This window comes from Bacillus sp. SRL543 (assembly GCF_984799205.1).
On sequence record NZ_OZ481794.1, the window covers coordinates 1,104,702 to 1,125,400 of the forward strand.

The 20,699-nt window shown below is 46.9% G+C and carries 19 protein-coding genes; 12 read left to right on the forward strand and 7 right to left on the reverse strand.

Features of this window, described 5'->3' with window-relative positions:
* Positions 1-24: 24 nt before the first annotated feature.
* Complete coding sequence (locus AC4E8B_RS05705; protein ID WP_490217587.1) at positions 25-1,440, reverse strand: Na+/H+ antiporter NhaC family protein; 1,416 nt, start codon at positions 1,438-1,440, stop codon at positions 25-27.
* Positions 1,441-1,834: 394 nt separating this feature from the next.
* Here AC4E8B_RS05705 and AC4E8B_RS05710 point away from each other — a divergent pair, with 394 nt between their 5' ends.
* Both AC4E8B_RS05710 and AC4E8B_RS05715 read left to right on the forward strand, forming a co-directional pair.
* The gene (locus tag AC4E8B_RS05710) at positions 1,835-3,163 is read left to right on the forward strand and encodes a sensor histidine kinase (RefSeq protein WP_490217589.1); all 1,329 of its coding nucleotides are present in this window, start codon (positions 1,835-1,837) and stop codon (positions 3,161-3,163) included.
* A gap of 350 nt (positions 3,164-3,513) precedes the next feature.
* Entirely contained in the window at positions 3,514-4,401 is an 888-nt protein-coding gene (locus tag AC4E8B_RS05715) for a GNAT family N-acetyltransferase (RefSeq protein WP_490217590.1), read from the forward strand.
* A 40-nt stretch (positions 4,402-4,441) separates the two neighbouring features.
* On the opposite strand, the gene AC4E8B_RS05720 is transcribed toward AC4E8B_RS05715, so the two are convergent.
* The 4 genes from AC4E8B_RS05720 to AC4E8B_RS05735 all read right to left on the reverse strand — a co-directional run bounded on the left by AC4E8B_RS05720 (position 4,442) and on the right by AC4E8B_RS05735 (position 6,719).
* Complete coding sequence (locus AC4E8B_RS05720) at positions 4,442-5,452, reverse strand: hypothetical protein (protein WP_490217591.1); 1,011 nt, start codon at positions 5,450-5,452, stop codon at positions 4,442-4,444.
* A 253-nt stretch (positions 5,453-5,705) separates the two neighbouring features.
* A complete protein-coding gene (locus AC4E8B_RS05725) occupies positions 5,706-5,882 on the reverse strand; it encodes an SE1832 family protein (protein WP_490217592.1) in 177 nt (58 codons plus the stop codon).
* 180 nt (positions 5,883-6,062) lie between these two features.
* Positions 6,063-6,227, reverse strand: coding sequence for a hypothetical protein (locus AC4E8B_RS05730; protein WP_224904466.1), 165 nt, complete (start codon positions 6,225-6,227; stop codon positions 6,063-6,065).
* A gap of 90 nt (positions 6,228-6,317) precedes the next feature.
* The gene (locus AC4E8B_RS05735; RefSeq protein ID WP_490217593.1) at positions 6,318-6,719 is read right to left on the reverse strand and encodes a VOC family protein; all 402 of its coding nucleotides are present in this window, start codon (positions 6,717-6,719) and stop codon (positions 6,318-6,320) included.
* Positions 6,720-7,033: 314 nt separating this feature from the next.
* Between AC4E8B_RS05735 and AC4E8B_RS05740 the strand changes: the two genes are divergently transcribed.
* The 4 genes from AC4E8B_RS05740 (at position 7,034) to AC4E8B_RS05755 (ending at position 10,090) form a co-directional block, all read left to right on the forward strand.
* Positions 7,034-7,159, forward strand: a complete 126-nt coding sequence (locus AC4E8B_RS05740) for an FbpB family small basic protein (protein WP_083783065.1) — start codon at positions 7,034-7,036, stop codon at positions 7,157-7,159.
* 15 nt (positions 7,160-7,174) lie between these two features.
* A complete protein-coding gene (locus AC4E8B_RS05745; RefSeq protein WP_490217594.1) occupies positions 7,175-7,450 on the forward strand; it encodes a YkvA family protein in 276 nt (91 codons plus the stop codon).
* A 24-nt stretch (positions 7,451-7,474) separates the two neighbouring features.
* The gene (locus AC4E8B_RS05750; RefSeq protein WP_490217596.1) at positions 7,475-8,251 is read left to right on the forward strand and encodes a TerC family protein; all 777 of its coding nucleotides are present in this window, start codon (positions 7,475-7,477) and stop codon (positions 8,249-8,251) included.
* A 606-nt stretch (positions 8,252-8,857) separates the two neighbouring features.
* The gene (locus tag AC4E8B_RS05755; RefSeq protein WP_490217597.1) at positions 8,858-10,090 is read left to right on the forward strand and encodes an MFS transporter; all 1,233 of its coding nucleotides are present in this window, start codon (positions 8,858-8,860) and stop codon (positions 10,088-10,090) included.
* A 105-nt stretch (positions 10,091-10,195) separates the two neighbouring features.
* Here the strand turns inward: AC4E8B_RS05755 and AC4E8B_RS05760 are convergent, their stop codons facing one another.
* Together AC4E8B_RS05760 and AC4E8B_RS05765 are read right to left on the reverse strand one after the other, a co-directional pair.
* Positions 10,196-13,225: an efflux RND transporter permease subunit gene (locus AC4E8B_RS05760; protein WP_490217598.1), complete on the reverse strand. Its 3,030-nt coding sequence runs from the start codon at positions 13,223-13,225 to the stop codon at positions 10,196-10,198.
* A gap of 454 nt (positions 13,226-13,679) precedes the next feature.
* A complete protein-coding gene (locus AC4E8B_RS05765) occupies positions 13,680-14,522 on the reverse strand; it encodes a metallophosphoesterase family protein (protein ID WP_490217599.1) in 843 nt (280 codons plus the stop codon).
* A 193-nt stretch (positions 14,523-14,715) separates the two neighbouring features.
* On the opposite strand from AC4E8B_RS05765, the gene AC4E8B_RS05770 reads away from it, so the two are divergent.
* The 6 genes from AC4E8B_RS05770 (at position 14,716) to AC4E8B_RS05795 (ending at position 20,675) form a co-directional block, all read left to right on the forward strand.
* Entirely contained in the window at positions 14,716-15,348 is a 633-nt protein-coding gene (locus AC4E8B_RS05770; RefSeq protein ID WP_490217600.1) for a glycerol-3-phosphate responsive antiterminator, read from the forward strand.
* 223 nt (positions 15,349-15,571) lie between these two features.
* On the forward strand, positions 15,572-16,933 hold the full coding sequence (locus AC4E8B_RS05775; RefSeq protein ID WP_490217602.1) for an ABC transporter substrate-binding protein: 1,362 nt from the start codon (positions 15,572-15,574) through the stop codon (positions 16,931-16,933).
* 73 nt (positions 16,934-17,006) lie between these two features.
* On the forward strand, positions 17,007-17,834 hold the full coding sequence (locus tag AC4E8B_RS05780; protein WP_490217604.1) for an HAD family hydrolase: 828 nt from the start codon (positions 17,007-17,009) through the stop codon (positions 17,832-17,834).
* 50 nt (positions 17,835-17,884) lie between these two features.
* Entirely contained in the window at positions 17,885-18,964 is a 1,080-nt protein-coding gene (locus tag AC4E8B_RS05785; protein WP_490217605.1) for an ABC transporter ATP-binding protein, read from the forward strand.
* A 4-nt stretch (positions 18,965-18,968) separates the two neighbouring features.
* Positions 18,969-19,835 carry a carbohydrate ABC transporter permease gene (locus tag AC4E8B_RS05790; RefSeq protein ID WP_490217606.1) on the forward strand — a complete coding sequence of 289 codons (867 nt, stop codon included), beginning with the start codon at positions 18,969-18,971 and terminating at the stop codon, positions 19,833-19,835.
* Between the two features lie 15 nt (positions 19,836-19,850).
* On the forward strand, positions 19,851-20,675 hold the full coding sequence (locus AC4E8B_RS05795; RefSeq protein ID WP_490217607.1) for a carbohydrate ABC transporter permease: 825 nt from the start codon (positions 19,851-19,853) through the stop codon (positions 20,673-20,675).
* Positions 20,676-20,699: the final 24 nt, after the last annotated feature.

The following is a 20,699-nucleotide window of genomic DNA, read 5'->3' on the forward strand; positions in this document are numbered from 1 at the left end:
GCTGCGGTGCGGGCAATTCTGCTGTCAGGAGAAAAATACGGTGCCGGCATACAATACGGCAGTGATCCCGGCAGCAATCAGTGCGGGCTTCAGCTTATAACGTGCATATTCTATGACAGACAGATTCAGGATACGGGCTATCGTATTTGTATCGTCGCTCAGCGGGGAGGCAAATGCACCAAAAGTCCCGCTCGCAAAGACAGCGCCGATGACGAGCGGAAGAGAGATGCCTGAGGCAACGGCCATTGAAATCCCGAGCGGCATCAGGATTCCCCATGTGCCCCATGCAGACCCGATGAAATATGAGATGGCTGCCCCGAATAAAAAGAGGAGCGGCACAACTATGGAAGGCGGTATCCAGCCTGAATAGCGGGTGATGAAAGCGGAAAATCCAAGTTCCTCCGTCACGGACGACAGCCCCCAGACAACAGCAAGCAGGACGATGACAGACATAAGGTCATTCCCGCCGATCACGAAGCTGTTCAAGAGATCTGATGTCTTCGTCTTTTGGAACCGGAAAAACAGGAAGGTAAAGAGTACGGTAAATACAAGGGCAATCAGCATAGCATCCATTACATCTGCTTTAATGAAGGCGGCGGCAAAGCCCCCTGCCTTTTTATAGCCGTCCCACCATGTGAAAATCAAAGTCAGGAGGACGACAAGCGCAAGCGGAACTAAAAGGTTCCACGGCTTTTCCGGCAAATCCCTTCCAACCGACGGATCGCATGTGTGCCAATCATCCTCATCATCGCCGGATTCTCCAATTTTTTCAGGGTCGCTGTCCTGGGTCGATTTTGAATGATGGAAAAAGCTTAAATAGATCCCAAGCAGAATCATCACAAAAGAAAAGAAATTAAAAGGGATGCTCCTCAGGAAAAGATCATAAGGATCGGCAGCGATATTTTCATTGCTTACAGCAATATCGACAATGGAGGTCATATAGCCGACAAAGGCTGTAGCGATGGGAATCAGGACAATGATGGGCGTGGCTGTCGTCTCAATGACAAAGCCAAGCTCCTGCGTCGACATATTGACCTTTTTCAAGAGTGCCCGCATGATCGGCGCAATCGTGACGAACCGGAAGCTCGGGGCGGAGAAGGTCCCGACCGTTGACAGGTAGGTAAGAAGCAGCGCCTGCCTTTTGTTCTGGATCCTGACTGAGGCTTCCTCGACAAATCCCCGGATGCCCCCGGAAATCTTGATCATGCCGACAAGGCCGGAAAAAGCATACAGAAAAAGAATGATCTTAATATTATTTTCGTCCACCAGCCCTTTTACAAGAAAACGGATGAGCGTTTCCAAGCCGCCTGCCAGTGTTGGCTGAAGAAGGAAGGAGCCGGCAAGAAGGCCGGCAAAAAGGCCGGGAAGAACCTGCTTGGTTTTAATGGCAATTGGAATGGCGATCAGAAATGGAAGGATAGAAAACCAGTCAGTCTGCACAATGATTCACCCTGTTTTTTGTCATAATGTTAGATTGCCGAGGTTGGGAAAATTTATTCGGGTATTGGGCAAGATTTCCTGAAAGGCGGGAGGGAGAAGCTGCCTATCCCCCAGCCCGAATCCCTGGCTGAACTGAGGGAATGGCCCGTTATTTCGACCGGTTCTGGGACAGCCGCTGAAACGGTACTTAAGATTCTCTTTGAAAATGAAGGAAACACTTATTCGGAGCACAATGAAAAGGAAGAATAGAATGAATTGAAGCAGGCCATTCAGACTGGCCTGCTTTTGAAATTTTCCCAACCTATTTTATGATGTGCTCGCCCTCAAAATATAGTAAACTTGAATTTAGGCTATTTTTACTATAACTGTAAATAAGAAGAGGAAGTCAAAGCAGATGAAAAATGCCAAGCTCAAAGCCATCATTGTCATATCAGCGCTATTGCTGCTATTGTTTACTATTTTTAATATGTATATATCTTATGTAAGCATAAAAGGCTCAACCGTAAGGTCCATCGCCAGCCAGACGCTGGAAACAGCCAAGTCCATTGCAGAATCCATGCCAGTCATCATTTATGAGGAGTTTCTGAAAAATCCGGAAAAAGGGCCGGAATATGATGCTGTCAAAAGGTATCTGGAGGATGTGAGGAAAAAGACAGGCTCTCTTCACGTCTATACCCTCCTTATTGATAATCCTGAGGTTTCAAGGGCGATGATAGCCGGGCTGCCGCCTGGTGCCGCAGAGTTCCCGATCGGCGGGATCTGCACAGTACCGGAGGAGCAGGTGAAGCAGGCCTATAATGGAAAGCCTTTTAGTACCGGTATCATTCAGGACCCTGAATATGGCGAGTATCTGACCGCCGGGGCGCCAATCAAAAATTCGGAAGGTGCGGTCATTGGCTTCCTGGCCATTGACATCAGCGCGGATATGATTGGAAGCATCAGCAGCAAGGTGCTGAAAGGCAGTTTATCCAACCTGGTCTTCAACGGAGTCTTTGTACTGTTTCTCCTCACAGCATTCATCTTTATCCAGCGCTGGTACCAGCGTGAGCTGAAAAATGAAGTCGGTGAGACGGAATATACGTACCAGGCAGAGTTTGATTCGCTTCTTTCTTCAGTCCGGTCATTGAGGCATGATTACTCAAACCATATCCAGGTGCTTCACGGTTTGCTGAAGATTGAGAGCTATGATCAGGCCCTTTCCTATCTGACGGCCCTTTCCAAGGAAGTGCATTCCATTGAATCCATCAAGCTCGATACGGTCAACCCCGGGCTGGGGGTACTGCTTGAAACAAAAAGGCTGCTGGCACAAAATTACGGCATCGAAGCCAGATTTACCGTTTCTGAGGATTCTTTTAATTTTATTAAAACTACAGACCTGATTAAAATCCTCTCAAATTTGATTGATAATGCCATAGAGGCTTCCCTTGAGCTTCCTGAGGAAGAAAGGAAGCTGTCAGTATCCTGCACGGCAGGTGAAGGACGCTATATGTTTACCGTGACAAACACAGGCCCCCGCATAAATTCATGGGATAAAGAAAAGATTTTCGAAAGCGGATTTTCAACGAAAAAAACCGAAAAAGGAAAAACAAGGGGCCAGGGGCTGTTCATCGTAAAGCAGATCACCAGCCGCTATGGCGGCCAGGTTACCTTAGATTCACAAAACTCGGTTACTTCTGCAAAAGTGGTCATTCCTGCAGCTGCTGGAAAGAGCCCGGCAAAATGAAAAAGGATAAAATCCCATAGGATTTTATCCTTTTTCTTATACAGAAAATCCACCCCCGAAAGGATGGACAGGAAAGGGAAAAGGTTCTTATTTTTGCTTTATCGGATATTGACTTGCCGCTTGGCGCTTCATTTGCTCTTCGCGTTCAGCATCTTTTTTGAACGCTTCCATTGCTTTGTAAAAAAGCAGGCTCATCTTTTCCGCCTCCCTGTGTAAGAATTAGATATTCCACTCGTTCCCGGTGTGTTTTCCTGTAAACTTAAATCAGGGATTTTTTTGAAAAAAGATTGGACGCTGATCATTTTCCGGCTTACTATAAAAGCAAAGAAGCTTTGATGGAGGAAAATAATATGGCTGTACTGGAGAAGCTGACGTTTGTCACAGGCTATGAAAAAAACCGAAAATTGCGCAGGAGTTTTAATGAACTGGCGGAAGAGACTTTCGGCATCCAATTTGAAGAATGGTTCAACCTTGGATACTGGTCAAATAAATACATACCTTATTCTTTTGCAGTCGGAGAAAAGGTGGTGGCCAATGCCTCGGCAAACTTGATCCAGTTTTCAGGGGAGGGGAAGCAGTGGAAGGCTGTCCAGGTAGGCACCGTCATGACGCACCCCGACTGCCGCAACCAAGGGCTGGCAAGGCAATTGATGGAACGCATCCTGGAAGACTTTAAAGAAGCAGATTTCATTTACCTTTTTGCCAATTCATCTGTGCTCGATTTTTATCCGAAATTTGGTTTTAATCCTGTGAAAGAAACGCAATATTTCATAAAGGTGAGCGCTGGCAGCCGGCAAAGGGAAATCCGCAAATTGGATGGCAGAAATCCTGAAGATCTGAAGTTCATTTATGAGATGGCAGCCAGAAGGAGCTTTCCAGGCGGGTTTGATGCCGTCAATACAAGAGAGCTGCTCATGTTTTACTGCCTGAATGTGTTTCATGATGATATCTATTACATTCCGGAAGAAGGGGCCATTGTCCTTGCCAGGAAGGAAGACGATGTCCTGCATATGTACGATGTCATTTCATCTGAACCCGATTGGGATCCGGCCGAGCTTGCCGGAATGCTCGCAGGAGAGGGCACAAACAGGGCAGCGCTTTATTTCACCCCTTCCCCAGAGACCGCTGTATTGGAAAAGGTGAAGTATCAGGACAGCACTGTTTTATTTGTAAAATATAATGGCGAACATAGCAGACTGCCGGCAGAGTTTAAGCATCCGCTGACTGCCCAGGCATGAAGAAGGGCCTCCTGAAATTATTCAGGAGGCCTGTTAATTATTATTTTCCTGCCTTAAAAGTATAAACCGCCATGTTAGTCCCGTTTTCGTTTTTGATCAGGCCGCCCTGCAGCTTCTCGCCTTTTTCGCCGTAGGTTTCCTGGATATATGATAAGCCGTTGCCATCAGTTGGGTCGAACATGATTTTGACCTGATACGATTTCAGATCCTTGATTTCGGTCATCGGGTTGGAGATGACCAGGCGGAAGGATCCGTCAGGCATGACATCGGCACGGTCATTGAAGCCTGTGATGATATAGCCTTCTGCACTGACGCCACCTGTAACAGATGCTCCTTCCAGGATATTGCTTTTGCCATTAATGTAAATGAAATCTTCATCTTCGGTCACTTCAGTTTCCATCCGGATTTGAACAGCTCCGTAATCTTCAGGCTTTGACCACTCCGATTCTTCAATCATAACCGTGCTTTCCGGCTGGGACAGATCAATTTCATTCACAGCGACAATCTGCTTCTGATGTTCCCCGCCTTCTTCATCAAGCCTTACGAATGCCCCTTCGAGCTTGCTGCCATCCACGGAATAATGCTCATTCACCTCATCGCTGCTGGCAGAAGGACTGAAAATGATTCTTGTATAAATCACAGGATATTTATAGCCATCCGGGATGCTGTCTTCAAGTGTGAAGCTTCCATCCTCTTCGACAAGAGTGGTGCCAGCGCTACCGATGATGGCGCCGTCAAGCGGATCGGTATAAAGGAAAAGTTTTGAACCGGGAAGAAGATTGGTGGTGCCTGTAACTGTGATTTTCTGGTCCTTCCGGTGGATTTCGCCTTCAAGCTTCACATCATAATCGCCAGCATCCTCACGAGCTTTAAGCACCGTGGTTTCCACAGCCTCTTTCTCACTGTCCTCATCCTCAGCAGAATCCTGGTCTTCCTTTTGGGCATCCACTTCTTGCACAGGTTCCTTTTTGCCCGCTTCCTCATTCTGATTGTTCCCGCAGGCAGCCAGCAGTACAGCCAGAATGACTAGAATAAGAGAATTGATTTTCATATTTACGTTCCTCCGATTATAAGATAACAATCCTTATTGTAAACGGGAGGAAAGAGTTAATGTGAATGATAATACCTAAATATTGGAAAAATAATTCGATATGCCTATTAAGGGAGAGGTGCCCTTGCTGCAAAAGTCACAAAGGACTCGCCGGTAAGGCGAGTCCTTTCATTGGTGCCAATACGTACAGAATTGATTCGAGACTAAAGAGTCATGTTCTGAATAACTTAATTGTCCAGCCTGACAAACAAAATCAGGCGTTTTCCAGTTCACTATACAAACTCTTCAGCTCTGCCTCGATAGCCTGGATCTGCTTTTCCAGAGGAGAAATATTCCCATCGACAGATTCCAGCTTCTCCAGGTCGTTTTGCAGCCGCACATAGTCCAGTTTCAAGTCCTGGATTTTGTATTCTATTTCTGCTTTTTTCATCCTGATCCCTCATTTCTTCTATTTACCCGAAATATAACGTGTACAGAAGGGAAGGGCAACTGATTTGCATTTATGTAGCGCAGCATATGGCTGCATTTCCTCCGGAAAACCCGTTAGTTCTATAAAGCAAAGCAAGCCATTGGGTGCCTGCCTTCTCCCGGCAGGGCACCTCATGGCTTTTTATAGAGAAGCTTCGGTCAGCGCACTGGCTTCTTGTTCGGTCAATTTGATAAAAATAGTTTCTTTTCTGTTCATCGCCTCAAAAGAAAAATCGATTTCCAGCAGCAGGAAAAATTGCCGGTTGATTCTTACGACACAATGCTCCCCGATTGACGCAATGTTCATGATTTCACATCCTTTACGGATACATATAATGCTCTTCGGGGAAGAATGGTGTGGACAAAGCAGAAAAAGGGGCAATGCCTCCTTTAATGCCTATTGTCCTGGGTGAAGGACATTGCACGCGCTCAGATTGTTGCCGTCCGGGTCTTTGAAGCCAAACCCGCCCATCCCGTTTTCAGGATGAACATTAAGCGGCCCCACTTCTACATTTTTTCCCTTAAGCCAATCTCTGAATTCTTCAAGAGATTCTGTATAAAAATCAACAATGGTGTGGTCGATTCCGGTATATGTATTATGGAAAGACAGTTTTCCTTCACTGCCAGTCTCTACAAGAAAGATGGTCGGCACCCCTTTGGCTTCAAATGTCAGCATGGCAGCTTTTTCCCCATGAAAGTGCACAGAGACACCGAATATTTCTCTGTAGAACGCTATGGACCTTTCAAGATCTGAGACAGGGATTTCAATCGTGGCAATATGAGATACAAAATTTTGCATGGTTATCCTCCTTAAAAAATGGTCTGTTTAATAATTTGCCATTGGATATGCCATTTCCTTCCTGCAGAAGAAAATTTGACAGCCCAGAAGGTTTATATTATGATAAAAGCAACAGTTAAATAGTCTCCTAAAGGGGAGTAGCTTTTACAGCAAAGTCGTCATTTCGGAGTTTTCTCCCGGCTTTGTTGGCAACCATGACGTTGTTAGCAAGACCTTTACCTGATTCGGGTAAAGGTCTTTATTTGTTTATTGAGCCTTTGCCGGATGTGGCAAAGGCTTTTTTTCTGTTAAAAATTTAAAAAGGGGTGTCAGGCATGAAAAAGAAGAAATTCCAGTTTGAAGAATTGATCAGGAAGAACAAGGAAGAGCTTCTGAAGGACAAGAGGGAGATTGAAAAAATTGAAAAACGCCTGGATGAGAGGTATGCAAAATCGCAATAAGGAGTGTGAGGCAGTATGAAGTTTTTTCGAAGAATCAAGTTTCTGTTTAAGTTCTGGAAGGTGATTCCCTTTCTAAAGGATTTCTTTTTATCAAAGGAGGTCGGGGCTCACAAAAAGGCGCTCGGCATCCTGCTCGTTTTGACTTATGCCTTTTTCCCATTCGATCTTATCCCTGATTATCTTGCCCTCCTCGGAATCGTTGATGACTTGGCAGTGGCCGGGTTTCTTGTAGAGCGGATGATCAAGATGGCGCCGGATTCACTGAAATTAAAGCATGGAATAGAAAAATAATCAGATTAATAGGAGGCACAAAAAATGGATTTTGCATTATTAATGGAATATGGCTGGGTGCTGCTGCTCCTGGTTGCCATCGAAGGGCTCTTAGCTGCTGACAATGCGCTCGTACTGGCCATCATGGTCAAGCATCTGCCTGAGGAGGAGCGGAAAAAGGCATTATTCTACGGTCTGGCAGGGGCATTCGTTTTCAGGTTTGGTTCTTTATTCGTCATCTCATTCCTGGTCGACGTTTGGCAGGTTCAAGCCATTGGCGCGCTGTATCTATTATTTATCTGTATTAACCATATCTTCCGCAAGCTCGCTGCAAGAAAATTCGGCGCGAAAGAGGAAGATGAAGGAGAAGAAAAGAAGAAGTCAGGCTTTTGGATGACCGTCCTTAAAGTGGAGCTGGCAGATATTGCCTTTGCTGTCGATTCGATCCTTGCTGCTGTTGCCCTGGCGATAGCGCTGCCGGACTCCGGGCTGCCTAACATCGGGGGACTTGACGGCGGTAAATTCCTTGTCATCTTTGCCGGAGGTTTCATCGGGCTGATCATCATGCGCTTTGCCGCCAATCTGTTTGTCGGGCTGCTGCACTCAAGGCCTGGCCTTGAGGTTACTGCATTCCTTATTGTCGGCTGGGTAGGTGTGAAGCTGTCAGTCTACACACTTTCGCATCCGGCGCTCGGCGTTCTCGCAGAAGGCTTTGCAAAGTCTGCTGAATGGAAAATCACATTTTATATCGTGCTTATATTAATTGCAGTTGGCGGCTGGTTCTTCTCAAAGCCGAAGGAAGAGGCTGTATCTGAAGGATGAGGGCAGGCTGGAGAGGAGCTGGAACCATTATTTCTGGGGAAATTGGAAATAGTGGTTCCAGGGTGTCGAGCTAGAACCACTATTTCTATGAAAAACGAAAATAGTGGTTCCAGCGAGAGGAGGTAGAACCACTATTTCTATGGAAAATGAAAATAGTGGTTCCAGCGAGAGGAGGTAGAACCACTATTTCTATGAAAAACGAAAATAGTGGTCCCAGCGAGAGAAGGTAGAACCATTATTTCTATGAAAAACAAAAATAGTGGTTCCAGCGAGAGAAGGTAGAACCACTATTTCTATGGAAAATGAAAATAGTGGTTCCAGGTAGTCGGGCTAGAACCACTATTTCTATGAAAAACGAAAATAGTGGTTCCAGGGTGAGAAGGTAGAACCACTATTTCTATGAAAAATGGAAATAGTGGTTCCAGCGCGAGGAGGCAGAACCACTATTTCTATGAAAAACGAAAATAGTGATCCCAGAAAAAGAGGAAGGCGCTGCCTTCCTCTTTTTATATGAGTTTGCCAGTTTGTAACATCTTCCCAAAAGGATAAGTGACTCGCATGCTATAATGAATTAATTGACTATTCCCACAAAAAAAGGGTGAACTCATGAATCAATTCAATTGGAAGCTTGCTTCGCTTCTCCTGACTGGCATCGGCATATCCAGGCTGGGGGATTTTATTTATCTGATTGCCATTAATCTGCTCGTTTTCGAGATGACCGGTTCGGCTGCAGCGGTCGCAGGCTTGTGGATCATCGGACCGGTCACTGCGGTGCTGATGAATTCCTGGAGCGGGGGGCTGGTCGACCGCAGCAATAAAAAAAAGCTGATGATCATTACGGACATCATCCGGGCTGCCGGAGTCGCAGTCATCCCGCTGCTTGGCAGTGTGGAACTGATTTATGTTAGCCTGTTTGTCATCAGTCTCACAAGAGCTTTTTTTACTCCGGCATCCACTACATATATCACCATGCTTGTACCTGCCGGCAGCCGCAAACGGTTTAACGGGATCAGCAGCCTTGTCTCATCCGGTGCCTTCATTGTCGGTCCTTCGATTGCAGGTGCACTGTTCCTGATTGGAACCATTGATATGGCCATCTACTTGAACAGCCTATCGTTTCTTATTTCTGCCCTGATCATCATGCTCCTTCCTGATGCAGACAAGGATGTACCAGCACTGCCTGAAAAGAGGAATGCATTTGAGCATTTAAAAGAGGACTGGCAGGCAGTGATCACCTTCAGCCGGAAGGAATCATTCGTTTTTGCCGTTTATAGCAGCTTTCTTGCGTTCGGCCTGTTTTCCCTTGCCCTCGATTCACAGGAAGTTGTGTTCATCCAGGATACGGTTGGGCTGTCCGAGGCGGATTACAGCTTCCTGGTCAGCATCACCGGTATCGGCTTTGCACTTGGAGCTCTGCTTATTACCGTTATTTCCAGACGGCTGAGCATCAGGCAGCTAATGGCCATCGGGATGCTCATGGTCTCGGCAGGTTATATGATTTATGCTTTATCCTATTCATTTGCCATGGTCACAGCAGGTTTTTTGCTCCTTGGCTTTTTTAATGCTTTTATGAGCGCTGGCTTTCAGACCTTTTATCAAAATAACATCCCCGTATCCATCATGGGGAGGATGACAAGTGTGCTGAGTGTCTTCCAAAGCATTGCGCAGATCATCTTCCTGCTCGGAATCGGGATAATCGGCGATGTTATTCCTCTGCGCTATACAACGATCGCCCTCGCCGGGGCAAACCTGCTGCTTTCCCTTTATGTTATCCGGCTGGCTTTGAAGCCCGGGAAGAACCAGTATTTTTCGGAGGAAGAGAGAGCGGAGGCATCGTAAAAAAACAGACAGGGATTCTCTCTGTCTGTTTTGCATTTTGGCATGAATTTGTGAAAGAGGTATCAACGGAACAAAAAAGCCCCGCCAAAAGCGGGGCTATTCTCATCAGCTTGCATTCTCCATCACTGGCTCCGGCTGCTCCTCCGTTTTCTTAGGAGAGCGGGTGAACAAGCGGTACACAGCCGGAATCAGCAGAAGCGTTATAAAGGTAGCGAACATAAGCCCGGAAATGAGGACAGTTGCCATTGGCGCCTGATAGTTTCCGGATGTCCCGGAAGCAAGGGCCAGCGGCAGCATTCCGCCAGCTGTTGTCAGGGTCGTCATGAAGATCGGGCGGATCCGGTCTTTTCCGGCCTGAATGAGCGCATCAGTGATTGCAGTTCCTTCCTTGCGCAGCTGGTTGGTCCGGTCAAGCAGAAGGATGGCATTATTCAGCACTATGCCGATCAGCATGATGATTCCCATTGCCGACATGACACTCAGCTCGCGCTGGGTCAGGAAAAGACCAAGGATGACGCCGACGATTGTCATCGGGATGACGGACATGACGATGATCGGCTGAACCAGGTGGTTGAATTGGACTGCCATGACGAGATACACAAGGAATATGCTGATGGCAAGGATAAAGACCATATCCTTGATCAATTCCTGCTGCTCTTCAAGGTCTCCGGCTGCAGACAAGGTGTAGCCTGCCGGTGTATCAAAGTCCTCGATCAAATTCTGTACATCCCGGTTGATGCTGCCAAGATCCCTGTCCTCGATATCAGCAGAAATCGATATATATCTGTCTCCATCATTATGTGCAATTTCATTCGGCACTTCGACTTTCTTCAGGCTGATCAGCTCTGACAGCTTCTTTTCGCCGCCGGCAGCAGGGATGGTGAGATCCATCAGCGCTTCTTTTGTAGCCGTTTTTTCGCTCCATTTTAAAGAAAGGGGAACAGATTCTTCATTGAGTGCAACATCGCCAAGCTGCATTTCCATAAAAGACTGTTCAATGAATTGCTTGACCTGCAGTCCGGACAGGCCAGCTTTTTCAATTTCTTCTTCTTTCAACTCTACTATCTCTTCAGGAGATGTCCGTTTCATGGAGGTAGTGACGCCGACGATTCCATCTATTTTTTCAAGTTCCTTCATAAAAGAGCCTGAAACAGACTGGAGCTCCTCAAAGCTTTCACCCTTCAGATTAATCTGCACAGGATAGCCGCCTCCGCTGGACATGGCGCTTTGGACGCTTTCAATCGGCTGGGTATCCTCAAGTTTGCGAAGGGCTTTCATGATTTCCTCGTTGACCTCTTTCTGGGGCTTTGTGATATCATCCCCTTTGGTCATATTGATGATGGTATACATCATGCCGCCGCTGTCCATGACATAATTGGATTCTACATCAGAGATTTTGCTCAGACTTTCATTCATCTTTGCGGCAACCGCTTCTTTTTCCTTAATGGAAACACCGGTTTCCAGGTCAACCATCAGCTCGGAATAGCGGTTGAACACATCCGGCATGATCGTCATCGGTATTTTTGGAATCAGCAGCAGCGATCCTGCGAACATGATGAAAAAGGCTGTGATCACAGCGAGGCTGTGGCGTTTTTTCTTTACAGTCCAGGAAATCACCCTGCTGTAAAAACGGAGCAGCGGACCTTCCCTGCGTGCTTTCTTTTTGCCGGAAATCTTCAAGAATTTCTCAGATAGAGAAGGGATGACAGTAAATGAAACCAGTACTGAGCTGATCAGTGTGATCGCAACAACTGCAGACAGCATGATCATAAATTGCCCCATTTCTCCGCCGAGCAGCCCGATCGGCAGGAACACGACGATGGTTGTGAGCATACTTGCGATTACGGCTGCCGAAACTTCTTTCGTTCCTTCCAATACTGCCTCAAGACGGGCCAGCCCCTGCTCTTTTTTGCGGTAGATGGATTCCAGAATGACGATGGAGGAGTCAACCATCATGCCGATTCCCAATCCAAGGCCGATGAGTGTCAGGATATTGAGGCTGTATCCGAACATCCACATAGAAGCAAAGGTCAGGAGTACAGATGTCGGGATGGAAATTCCGACAATAAGAGTAGCCCTTAAGTTTCTCAGGAATAACAGGAGAATCACTACAGCAATGATGCCCCCGATGATGATGTTTGACGCAACACCGTCAATGGACTCTTGAACATAGTCAGCCTGCGCAACCATCTCATTCAATTCAAACCCTTTGATCAGACCTTCTTCGCGGATTTTTTCAATTTCCCCGCGGACTGCATCTGCCATTTCGATCTGCGTTGCATCAGAAACCCTGCCTATTTGGACAAACACAAGATCTTTGGTGCCATTTTTCCAGACAAAGGAGGAGCTTTCCTGCGGTGCCACAGTAATATCAGCAATGTCATCCAGTTTGATGAACCCGGCAGGGGAAGCGATTTCTATATTTCTTATGTCATCTTCAGATCCCGGTTTTGTATTCCAGCGGACGGAAGGTGAATCATTTTCAAGCTTGAGCTGGCCGAGTGTCGCTTCGCTGTTCACCTGCTGGATGGCTGCCATCACTCCCGCAGCATCCAGTCCTTTTTTCTGCATTTCCTCCCGGTTTAAGAGAATGTTTACTTCATTTTCCTCAAGGCCGGAAAGCGATACATCCCGGACCTCCGGCAGAGCTTCAAGCCTTGGCTCCAATGTATCCTTTGCAAACTTCGTTGTATCCTCAAGATTGCCGTCCGACAAATCCAGGAAAAATTCATAGCTCTGGCTTGCGCCGTATTGTCCCATTTCTACTTCCTTAACTCCGGATATTCCTGCAGTGGAAGAATTAATGACAGATTCTGCTTCTTTGAATACCTCATCACCGCGTCCCTGCTCAAAGGTCATTTGTATGGAGCTTCTTCCGGCAATAGTAGTGGAGGTTACATCTTCAACCCCGTCGAGCCCTTTTAACTGCTGCTCAAGCGGAGTGGTAATCGATCGTTCAATCTCTATAGCAGGCATTTCTCCTGCATTGATTTCAGCATAGCCGCCATCCATCTTCATGGCAGGCATGAGCTCCTTATCAAGCTCAAGAACCGCATAGCTCCCGGTAAGCAAAACCAGGACCGCCACCAGTCCAACAAGGATTTTTCTTTCAACAATAAATCTGATCAATTTCATAAAGATTCTCCTTTAAGTAAAATGAATAATATGGATTTTTGCCCCCAAAAACCAATCACACAGAGAGGAAAAAGAAAAAAATACGTACAATAGGTAAAATTTTCTTTATAAAGGAGTAAATTCCACATATTCTGTTTTCTATCTTAAAGGCAAACTGCCAAAAAGGGATTGAGCCTCAGCCATATTTTGACTAAGACTTGGGACCTAGGGAAGCGCGGGGCATTTTCAGATTCGGAGGGGCTGGCGCCATAGCTGGACTTGAAGTTAAAGGCTATATTTACGGATTTGGGGATATATTTGCGAGTTCCAGCATTTATTTGCGACTTCAGAAAAACAAGCTCAATTTGCCGCCGCAATTGCATTCCGCATCCATTGTGCCGCCGCAGACTAACAGCACGACGCTCCGTCCGCAAAAAAATAGACATGGCTCACAGCCATGTCTATTTTGCAGTTATTACAGCTGGTAGGCAGCTGCATGGAGGGGAATGCGGCACTCACGCTGCTCTTGTGTGCCCCTTGCTGCAGGAGTCGGGCCAAAGTGGGGGATGCTGTCGGCGATGAAGCCTGCTTTTTCCGCCAAGATATCATCATCCAGATCAATAGCGGATACGGAGATTTCTTCTTCGCCGATTTCAATGACCCGGACTGCCTGCTGGTCAAGGCAAGCGGATTTCTGTACAAAGGTCCAGTTGTGCTGGCGCACGATGGAGTCTACATGGGTGTGGCCGTTGAAATAAACGCCAAGCCCTTTCTTCTGGTTCAGCACTTTCCACATGTCGATATCCTTGTGGATGGAGCCTTTTTCGCCATCTGAGCGGGTTGTTGTGTTATAGATAGGATGATGGGCAAACACAAGAAGCGGCTTGGACCCGGAAGCTGCCACTACTTCTTCGAACCAGTGCAGCTGCTCATCGTCCATCCAGCCGCCCCAGTCTTCATAGTTCATTTCCCTTGCCGTATCAAGGAAGGCGAAAACGGCTTTTTCATTTTCGAAAGAGTGATATTGTTTTTGGCCGGTGATGGCGAGCACTTCTTTCTTTGTCATCGCATATACATCGTGATTGCCAAGCGCATGGTAGAAGGTCCGGTCTTTTTGCCTGATGATGCTGTAGATTTCCTCAAGCTCGTTTGGAAGGCCGAAATTAGTCAGGTCACCGATAGAAACATGAAAATCAGCCTCGATATCCAGAAAGTGATTCATGAACGTTTCATAGAAAGCTGTACGCGCTTCCTTGAGTCCCAAAACCTCTTCGTTGATTGCCGGGTAATGCAGATCTCCAATCATTGCAATTTTCATTTTTTTATTCTCCCTTCGTATGTACTTCCTTTCACTTAGAACAGTAAGGGCCGAATATTAAGAAAAATGACGGGAATTGTAAAAATCAGGTTAAAGAGACTCCCGGTTCCTTTTTATCAAAGAGGATTATGATACTGTAATAGGGGAAAGACAGGATCACGGACAGCGAATCTATTTTAAGAATAGGAGTGTTATGGTGGCAGCATTGGCAGAGAAAGCGGGTTTTCTGGAACGTCTGGAAGCATGCAGGAAGATTGCGGCAGTCAAAGAGCCTTGCGGAATTGAAAAAGCGATCAGGCATAAAGATAAACTCAGCGCGGTCTTCCTGATGACCGGCAATATCATGTCTGTCAAAAATTATACAGATCTGTTCAGGAAGGAGGGGCTGCCGGTTTTTATCCATATAGAAAAGATCGGGGGGCTGAGCCTTAACAGTGAAGGGCTGGATTTCATCGCCAATTATGTCAAGCCGCTCGGCATTGTGACCACAAAGCCGGGACTCGCGGCAAAAGCTAAGAAACGGCGCCTGATGGTCATCCAGCGTGTATTCATGATAGATTCGGAAGTATATGATCATGTCCTGGAGCTGGGTGGTCCTGATGGCCCTGATATGATTGAAATCATGCCTTCAAGGCTTCCGCACATCATTAAATCACTCTCGGCAAAGCTCGCGGTGCCGGTTATCACAGGAGGGCTGCTGACGGAAAGGGAGCATGCGGAAGAATCGCTCTCATGCGGGGCTGCGGCGGTCACAACCTCCAATACCGGGATCTGGAAGGAAGATTTAAGCAAGGCCGGGCGCAAAAATGCGAGAATGCCAGTTTAATAAAGATTTACAATTCCCTAATACTATCTTAGCAAAAGGGATGTAACATCATAATCGACAAGTACATAGAAAACAGGTTCAATGCAGAGAGACCTCAAACACGGACAGAATCATTCCGTTAGTTTGAGGTCTCTTTATTTTTTTGGGAGGTGAGGAGGCAGGCCAGTACCTTTGACCATTTTCTTGAAAGCTTTAAAGCTCCAATCTTGCTTAAGCTGCAATAATGAATGCATTCGCTAGATCACAATTCAATCGAAAAACGGGGGAATATGAAGTGAAGAAAATATCCGGTCTTATCGTAATGATTTTTATGCTGCTGATGGCAACCGCATGCTCAGGCAATAATTCTGCGGGTACAGAAACGAAATCTTCGGGAGATCATAAAGCATCTGCCAGTGATGACCGAATCCATATCAAATACTGGTATGCATGGGGAGATAAAATTGGCGAGAATAATGAAAATCTAGTCAAGATGTTCAATGAATCCCAGGACAAGATTTATGTAGAAGCAGAATACCAGGGGACTTATGATGAGCTTCACTCCAAGACACAGGCTGCTTTTGCCGCCAAGAATGCTCCTGAAGTCACTCAGAATGAGATTGCTTCCATTGGCGTTTTCGCTAAATCCGGCATGACGCAGGATCTCACGCCATTCATTGAAAAAGATGATATCAATATGGATGACTTTAATCCGGGGCTGATGGGGAATTCCTATGTGGATGACAAGCTTTACGGCCTTCCATATCTGCGAAGCACACCGATTTTGTATATGAATACGACCATGCTGAAGGAAGCTGGCCTTGATCCGGCAGGACCTGAGGATTGGAACGAATTCGAAGAATATCTGACTGCCCTGACAAAAGAAGGGGAAACAGTGGGGATGACCATGCCGGTCAATATCTGGATGTATGAAGCATTTGTCGCACAAGGCGAAGGGCAAATGATCTCCGATGATGAAAAGAGTGCTGAGTTCAATGGAGAAGCAGGTGTCGAAGCGCTTGAATTCTGGAAAAAGATGGCCGATAAAGGCGTCATCAAGGTTCCTGGCGGCGAAGCAGCTGCAGATACAGCCAAGCAGGACTTTGCCAACAGCCGTTCTGCCATGGCTTTCTCTTCTACAGCCGATCTTTCTTATAATCTGAGCGTTGCCGAAGAACAGGGCTTTGAGCTGAACACTGCTTTCATGCCTGCCAATAAGGTGAATGGAGTTCCGACAGGCGGTGCCAACCTGGTCATGACAGCCGGTCTTGATGAGGAAAGGCAAAATGCCGCATGGGAATTCATCAAATGGATGACGGCAAAAGAACAGACCATTTATGCCAGCGAATATACCGGCTATCTGCCAAGCCGCCTTTCAGCTGTAGATTCTGAAGAAATGAAGTCACTATATGAGAAAATGCCGCAATTCAAAGTGGCTGTCGACCAATTGCAGTATGGTCATGCCCGCCCGATGGCAGAAGCCTATCCGGAAGTGGCTAAAATCCTGACAGATCAAATCTCCAGGGTCATGCTTGAAGATGGCCTTGCTCCGAAAGACGCCCTTGATGAGGCAGCGGAAAAAGCCAATCAATTGCTTAAGAAATAAATAATAGCATCAGGCTGCCGGGAGAGGGGATCACTCCTTTTTCCCGGCATTCATAAAGAAAGGGGAATGCAGAATGAATTGGCTCAAGGACATAAAAGTGGCCATCTTCGACTTGGACGGCACATTATATCAGGATTATACCTTTTTAGGGAGATATGTCGGCCGTATGCTTGGCAGCCGGCTGCAGGGACAGGAGCTTCAGGCGGTTATTGAAGAAGCTTATGCTATTCTCAAGGGCAGGCATCCCGTGAAGTTCGGCTATTTGTCCTGTACAGATGGAAAAAGAGCATACAGCCATGAAGGGCTTATCCCGACAGGCTGCTTCGGATGGGATGGAAAGGAAGCGGTACTGAACCAGGAAGAGATGAACGGACTTTTTTACATAGGCGATCCATGGGGAGTTGCAGCGATTCTTGCAAAAAGGCATAAGATCGAGGCAGCAGAACAGCTGAAAGCGTTCGAAACAGTCAGGAAGGAAATGCTTGCCGGCCCCCATCAGATCGAGGTGTTCCCTGGCTTGATTGAAGCGGTAGGCAAGATGGATGCTGAGCGCAAAATTTTTATGACCAACACGCCATCTCCTTCTGCTGAAGAATTTGTCAGCTTTCTTGGGCTGGAAAATCTGTTTGATACATACATAGTGGATGCACAAAAGCCTGAAGGCATCAGGGGCGTCATGAAAAAGCTGGGGGAAGAAGGCTACCAGCCTCATGAAATCTTATCCGTCGGTGACAACCCTTTCAATGACCTTTACCCGGTAAAACAGCTTGGGGGCAGGACCTGCCTGATTTCCCGGTATGAGCATGCCGGCTCAGAGGGATGGGACCATTCAGTAAAAACAATCGATGAGCTGGCCGGATTCTTAAGGCTTTTGGAGGCCGTTCCTTCAGGGGCTCTCTAGGATCCTTGTCTGGAGAAATTCCAATACTCGAAAACAGGAGATGAAAAGGCATGGCTGAAATCAGATTGGTGAATATATCAAAAACCTATAAAGACGAAGAAATCATCAATGATTTGAATCTGACCATCCGCGATGGATCCTTCACAGTACTGGTTGGCCCATCCGGCTGCGGCAAATCAACGACATTGCGGATGATTGCGGGACTGGAAAAGGAATCAGGAGGCGAGATCTGGATCGACGATCAAAAGGTGAATGATCTTGCCCCCGGAAAGCGCGGCATTGCCATGGTATTCCAGAACTATGCCCTGTATCCGACCATGACGGTCAGGGGAAATATTGAATTCGGACTTGTGAATAAAAAGGTTCCTAAGCAGGAACGGGAACAGCTTATTGCTGAAATTTCAAGGATTGTCGGCCTGGAGGAATATCTTGATAAAAAGCCGCAGCACCTTTCCGGCGGCCAAAGGCAGAGGGTGGCACTCGCCAGGGCCATGGTAAAAAAGCCGAAGGTATTCATTCTGGATGAGCCGCTTTCCAACCTGGATGCGAAGCTGAGAGTCCAGATGAGGACAGAGCTGATCCAGCTTCACAAGCAGCTGGGCACGACCTTCATTTATGTGACGCATGATCAGGTGGAGGCCATGTCGATGGGAGATGAAATCGTCATTCTGGATAAAGGAAAAATCAAGCAGGCAGACAGTCCGATGGGCATCTACCATGATCCTGAAAACACTTTTGCCGCCGGCTTTATCGGAACTCCTCCCATGAATATCGTAGAAAAGGCCCTCCTTTCTGACTATATGCCGGCTGTAGACGGAGACGCAGCGTATATCGGATGCAGGCCTGAGCATATGGAAATTGTTCCGGCGGATACCCTTGATGCGCACAGCATCATCCTTCCGTCCCGGGTGGCTGCAATGGAAACACTGGGCTCTGAGACCATTTATACTGTCCAAAACACAGCCGGTGTCATGCATGTGAAAAGCTTTCTTGATCCGATGCCCCATCTGCAGGATGTGCATGTAAGGCTTCCATATGAAAAGCTTTACTTTTTTACAAAAGATGGAACAAGGAACAGGTCAGCAAGCATGAGCATCCAAGAGCCTGTACTGGTAAAAGGGGGCCGCTGACATCATGATGAATAAGCTGAGGCCGTATGGCATGATCGCACCATCAATAGCCATCTTCGGACTATTTTTCATTTATCCTATTTTATACATGATTTATTTAAGCTTCCATGACTGGAACTTTGTCAGCCCTGTGAAGGATTTCGTGGGGATCGGCAATTTCAAGGCGCTTTTCGCTGAGCGCGAGTTCATCGAAGTGATGCAGAATACCTTTACATACACAGCCTTGACGGTATCACTGACAGTGGCGATTTCACTCCTGCTTGCTCTGTGGCTCAACAGGCAGGGAGCTTTGTACGGATTTGTGCAAGGGGCGATCTTCAGCCCGCATATTATCTCGCTGGTCTCAGTGTCGATGCTCTGGATGTGGCTCATGGATACTGATTATGGACTGCTGAACTGGTTTCTCAATCTGTTCGGGATTTCCAATGTCCCTTGGCTGACAGATCCGGGAACCTCGCTGTTTTCTCTCGTCATTGTGGCGGTCTGGAAAGGGATCGGCTTCAATACGCTCATTTTCATTGCCGGGCTGCAGAGCATCCCGAAGGATATTTATGAAGCGGCAGAGCTGGATGAGGCGAATAAGGCGCGGACCTTTTTTAAGCTGACGCTCCCGATGCTGTCGCCGACGCTCTTTTTCCTGACAATTATTTCTCTGATTGCCTCATTCCAGGTGTTTGAAACGATTGCGATCATGACCCAGGGCGGGCCGATCAATTCGACGAATACTTTTGTTTTCTATATTTATGAGTATGGTTTCCGGTTCTTCAAAATCGGCTATGCCTCGGCCGCGGGTGTTCTGCTGCTGATTCTGGTAAGCCTTTTGACAGTAGTCTACTTCAGGCTGCTTTCCCGGAGAGTCCATTACAGATGATGTGGAGGATTATATATGAAGCTTAATGCTGCAGGAAGGCTTTTCAATTTGGCCGCACTCTTACTGGTTGTTGCTGTTTTTGCACTTCCGTTTGTCTGGATGATTTCGACTTCTTTTAAAACGCTTGGTGAAACAATGACATTTCCGCCGAAATGGCTGCCGGAGGAGTTCAAATGGGAAAACTTCTCGAAGGCATGGAACTCAGGGCCGTTTTTCCGATACTTCTTAAACAGCCTGATGGTTTCGGCGGGAATCCTGATATTGCAGTTTCTGACGATTATACCGGCAGCTTATGCTTTTGCCCGGTACCGTTTCAGGGGAAGCAGGTTTTTCTTTGCTGTGACCATGATTACCCTGATGATTCCCTCTCAGCTTATCTTTTTGCCTGTCTATCTGCAGATGAGCTCCTGGGGGCTGCTTGACTCCCTGTGGGCGCTGATCCTGCCGTTTGCTTCCAGTGCTTTTGGCATCTTCATGCTCAGGCAGTCGTTCATGCAGGTTCCTGAGGAACTGCTGGAAGCTGCACGGCTTGATGAAGCATCTGAATGGAAAATCATGTTCCGCATCATGGTTCCGATGGCAAAGCCTGTTCTTATCACATTTGGATTATTCAGCTTCATCACGCACTGGAACGATTATTTCTGGCCGCTTGTTATGACGACAAGCGATGTGGCACGCACCCTTCCTCTCGGGATATCCAAGCTTCGGGAAGTAGAGGGAGGAACTGCCTGGAATGTGCTTATGGCCGGAAATATGATCCTTGTTGTGCCGATCCTGATTGCCTTTTTCTTTGCTCAAAGACAGATTATTCGTGCTTTTGTTTATACAGGAGTCAAATAGACTAATAGACAGGAAAGGATGATG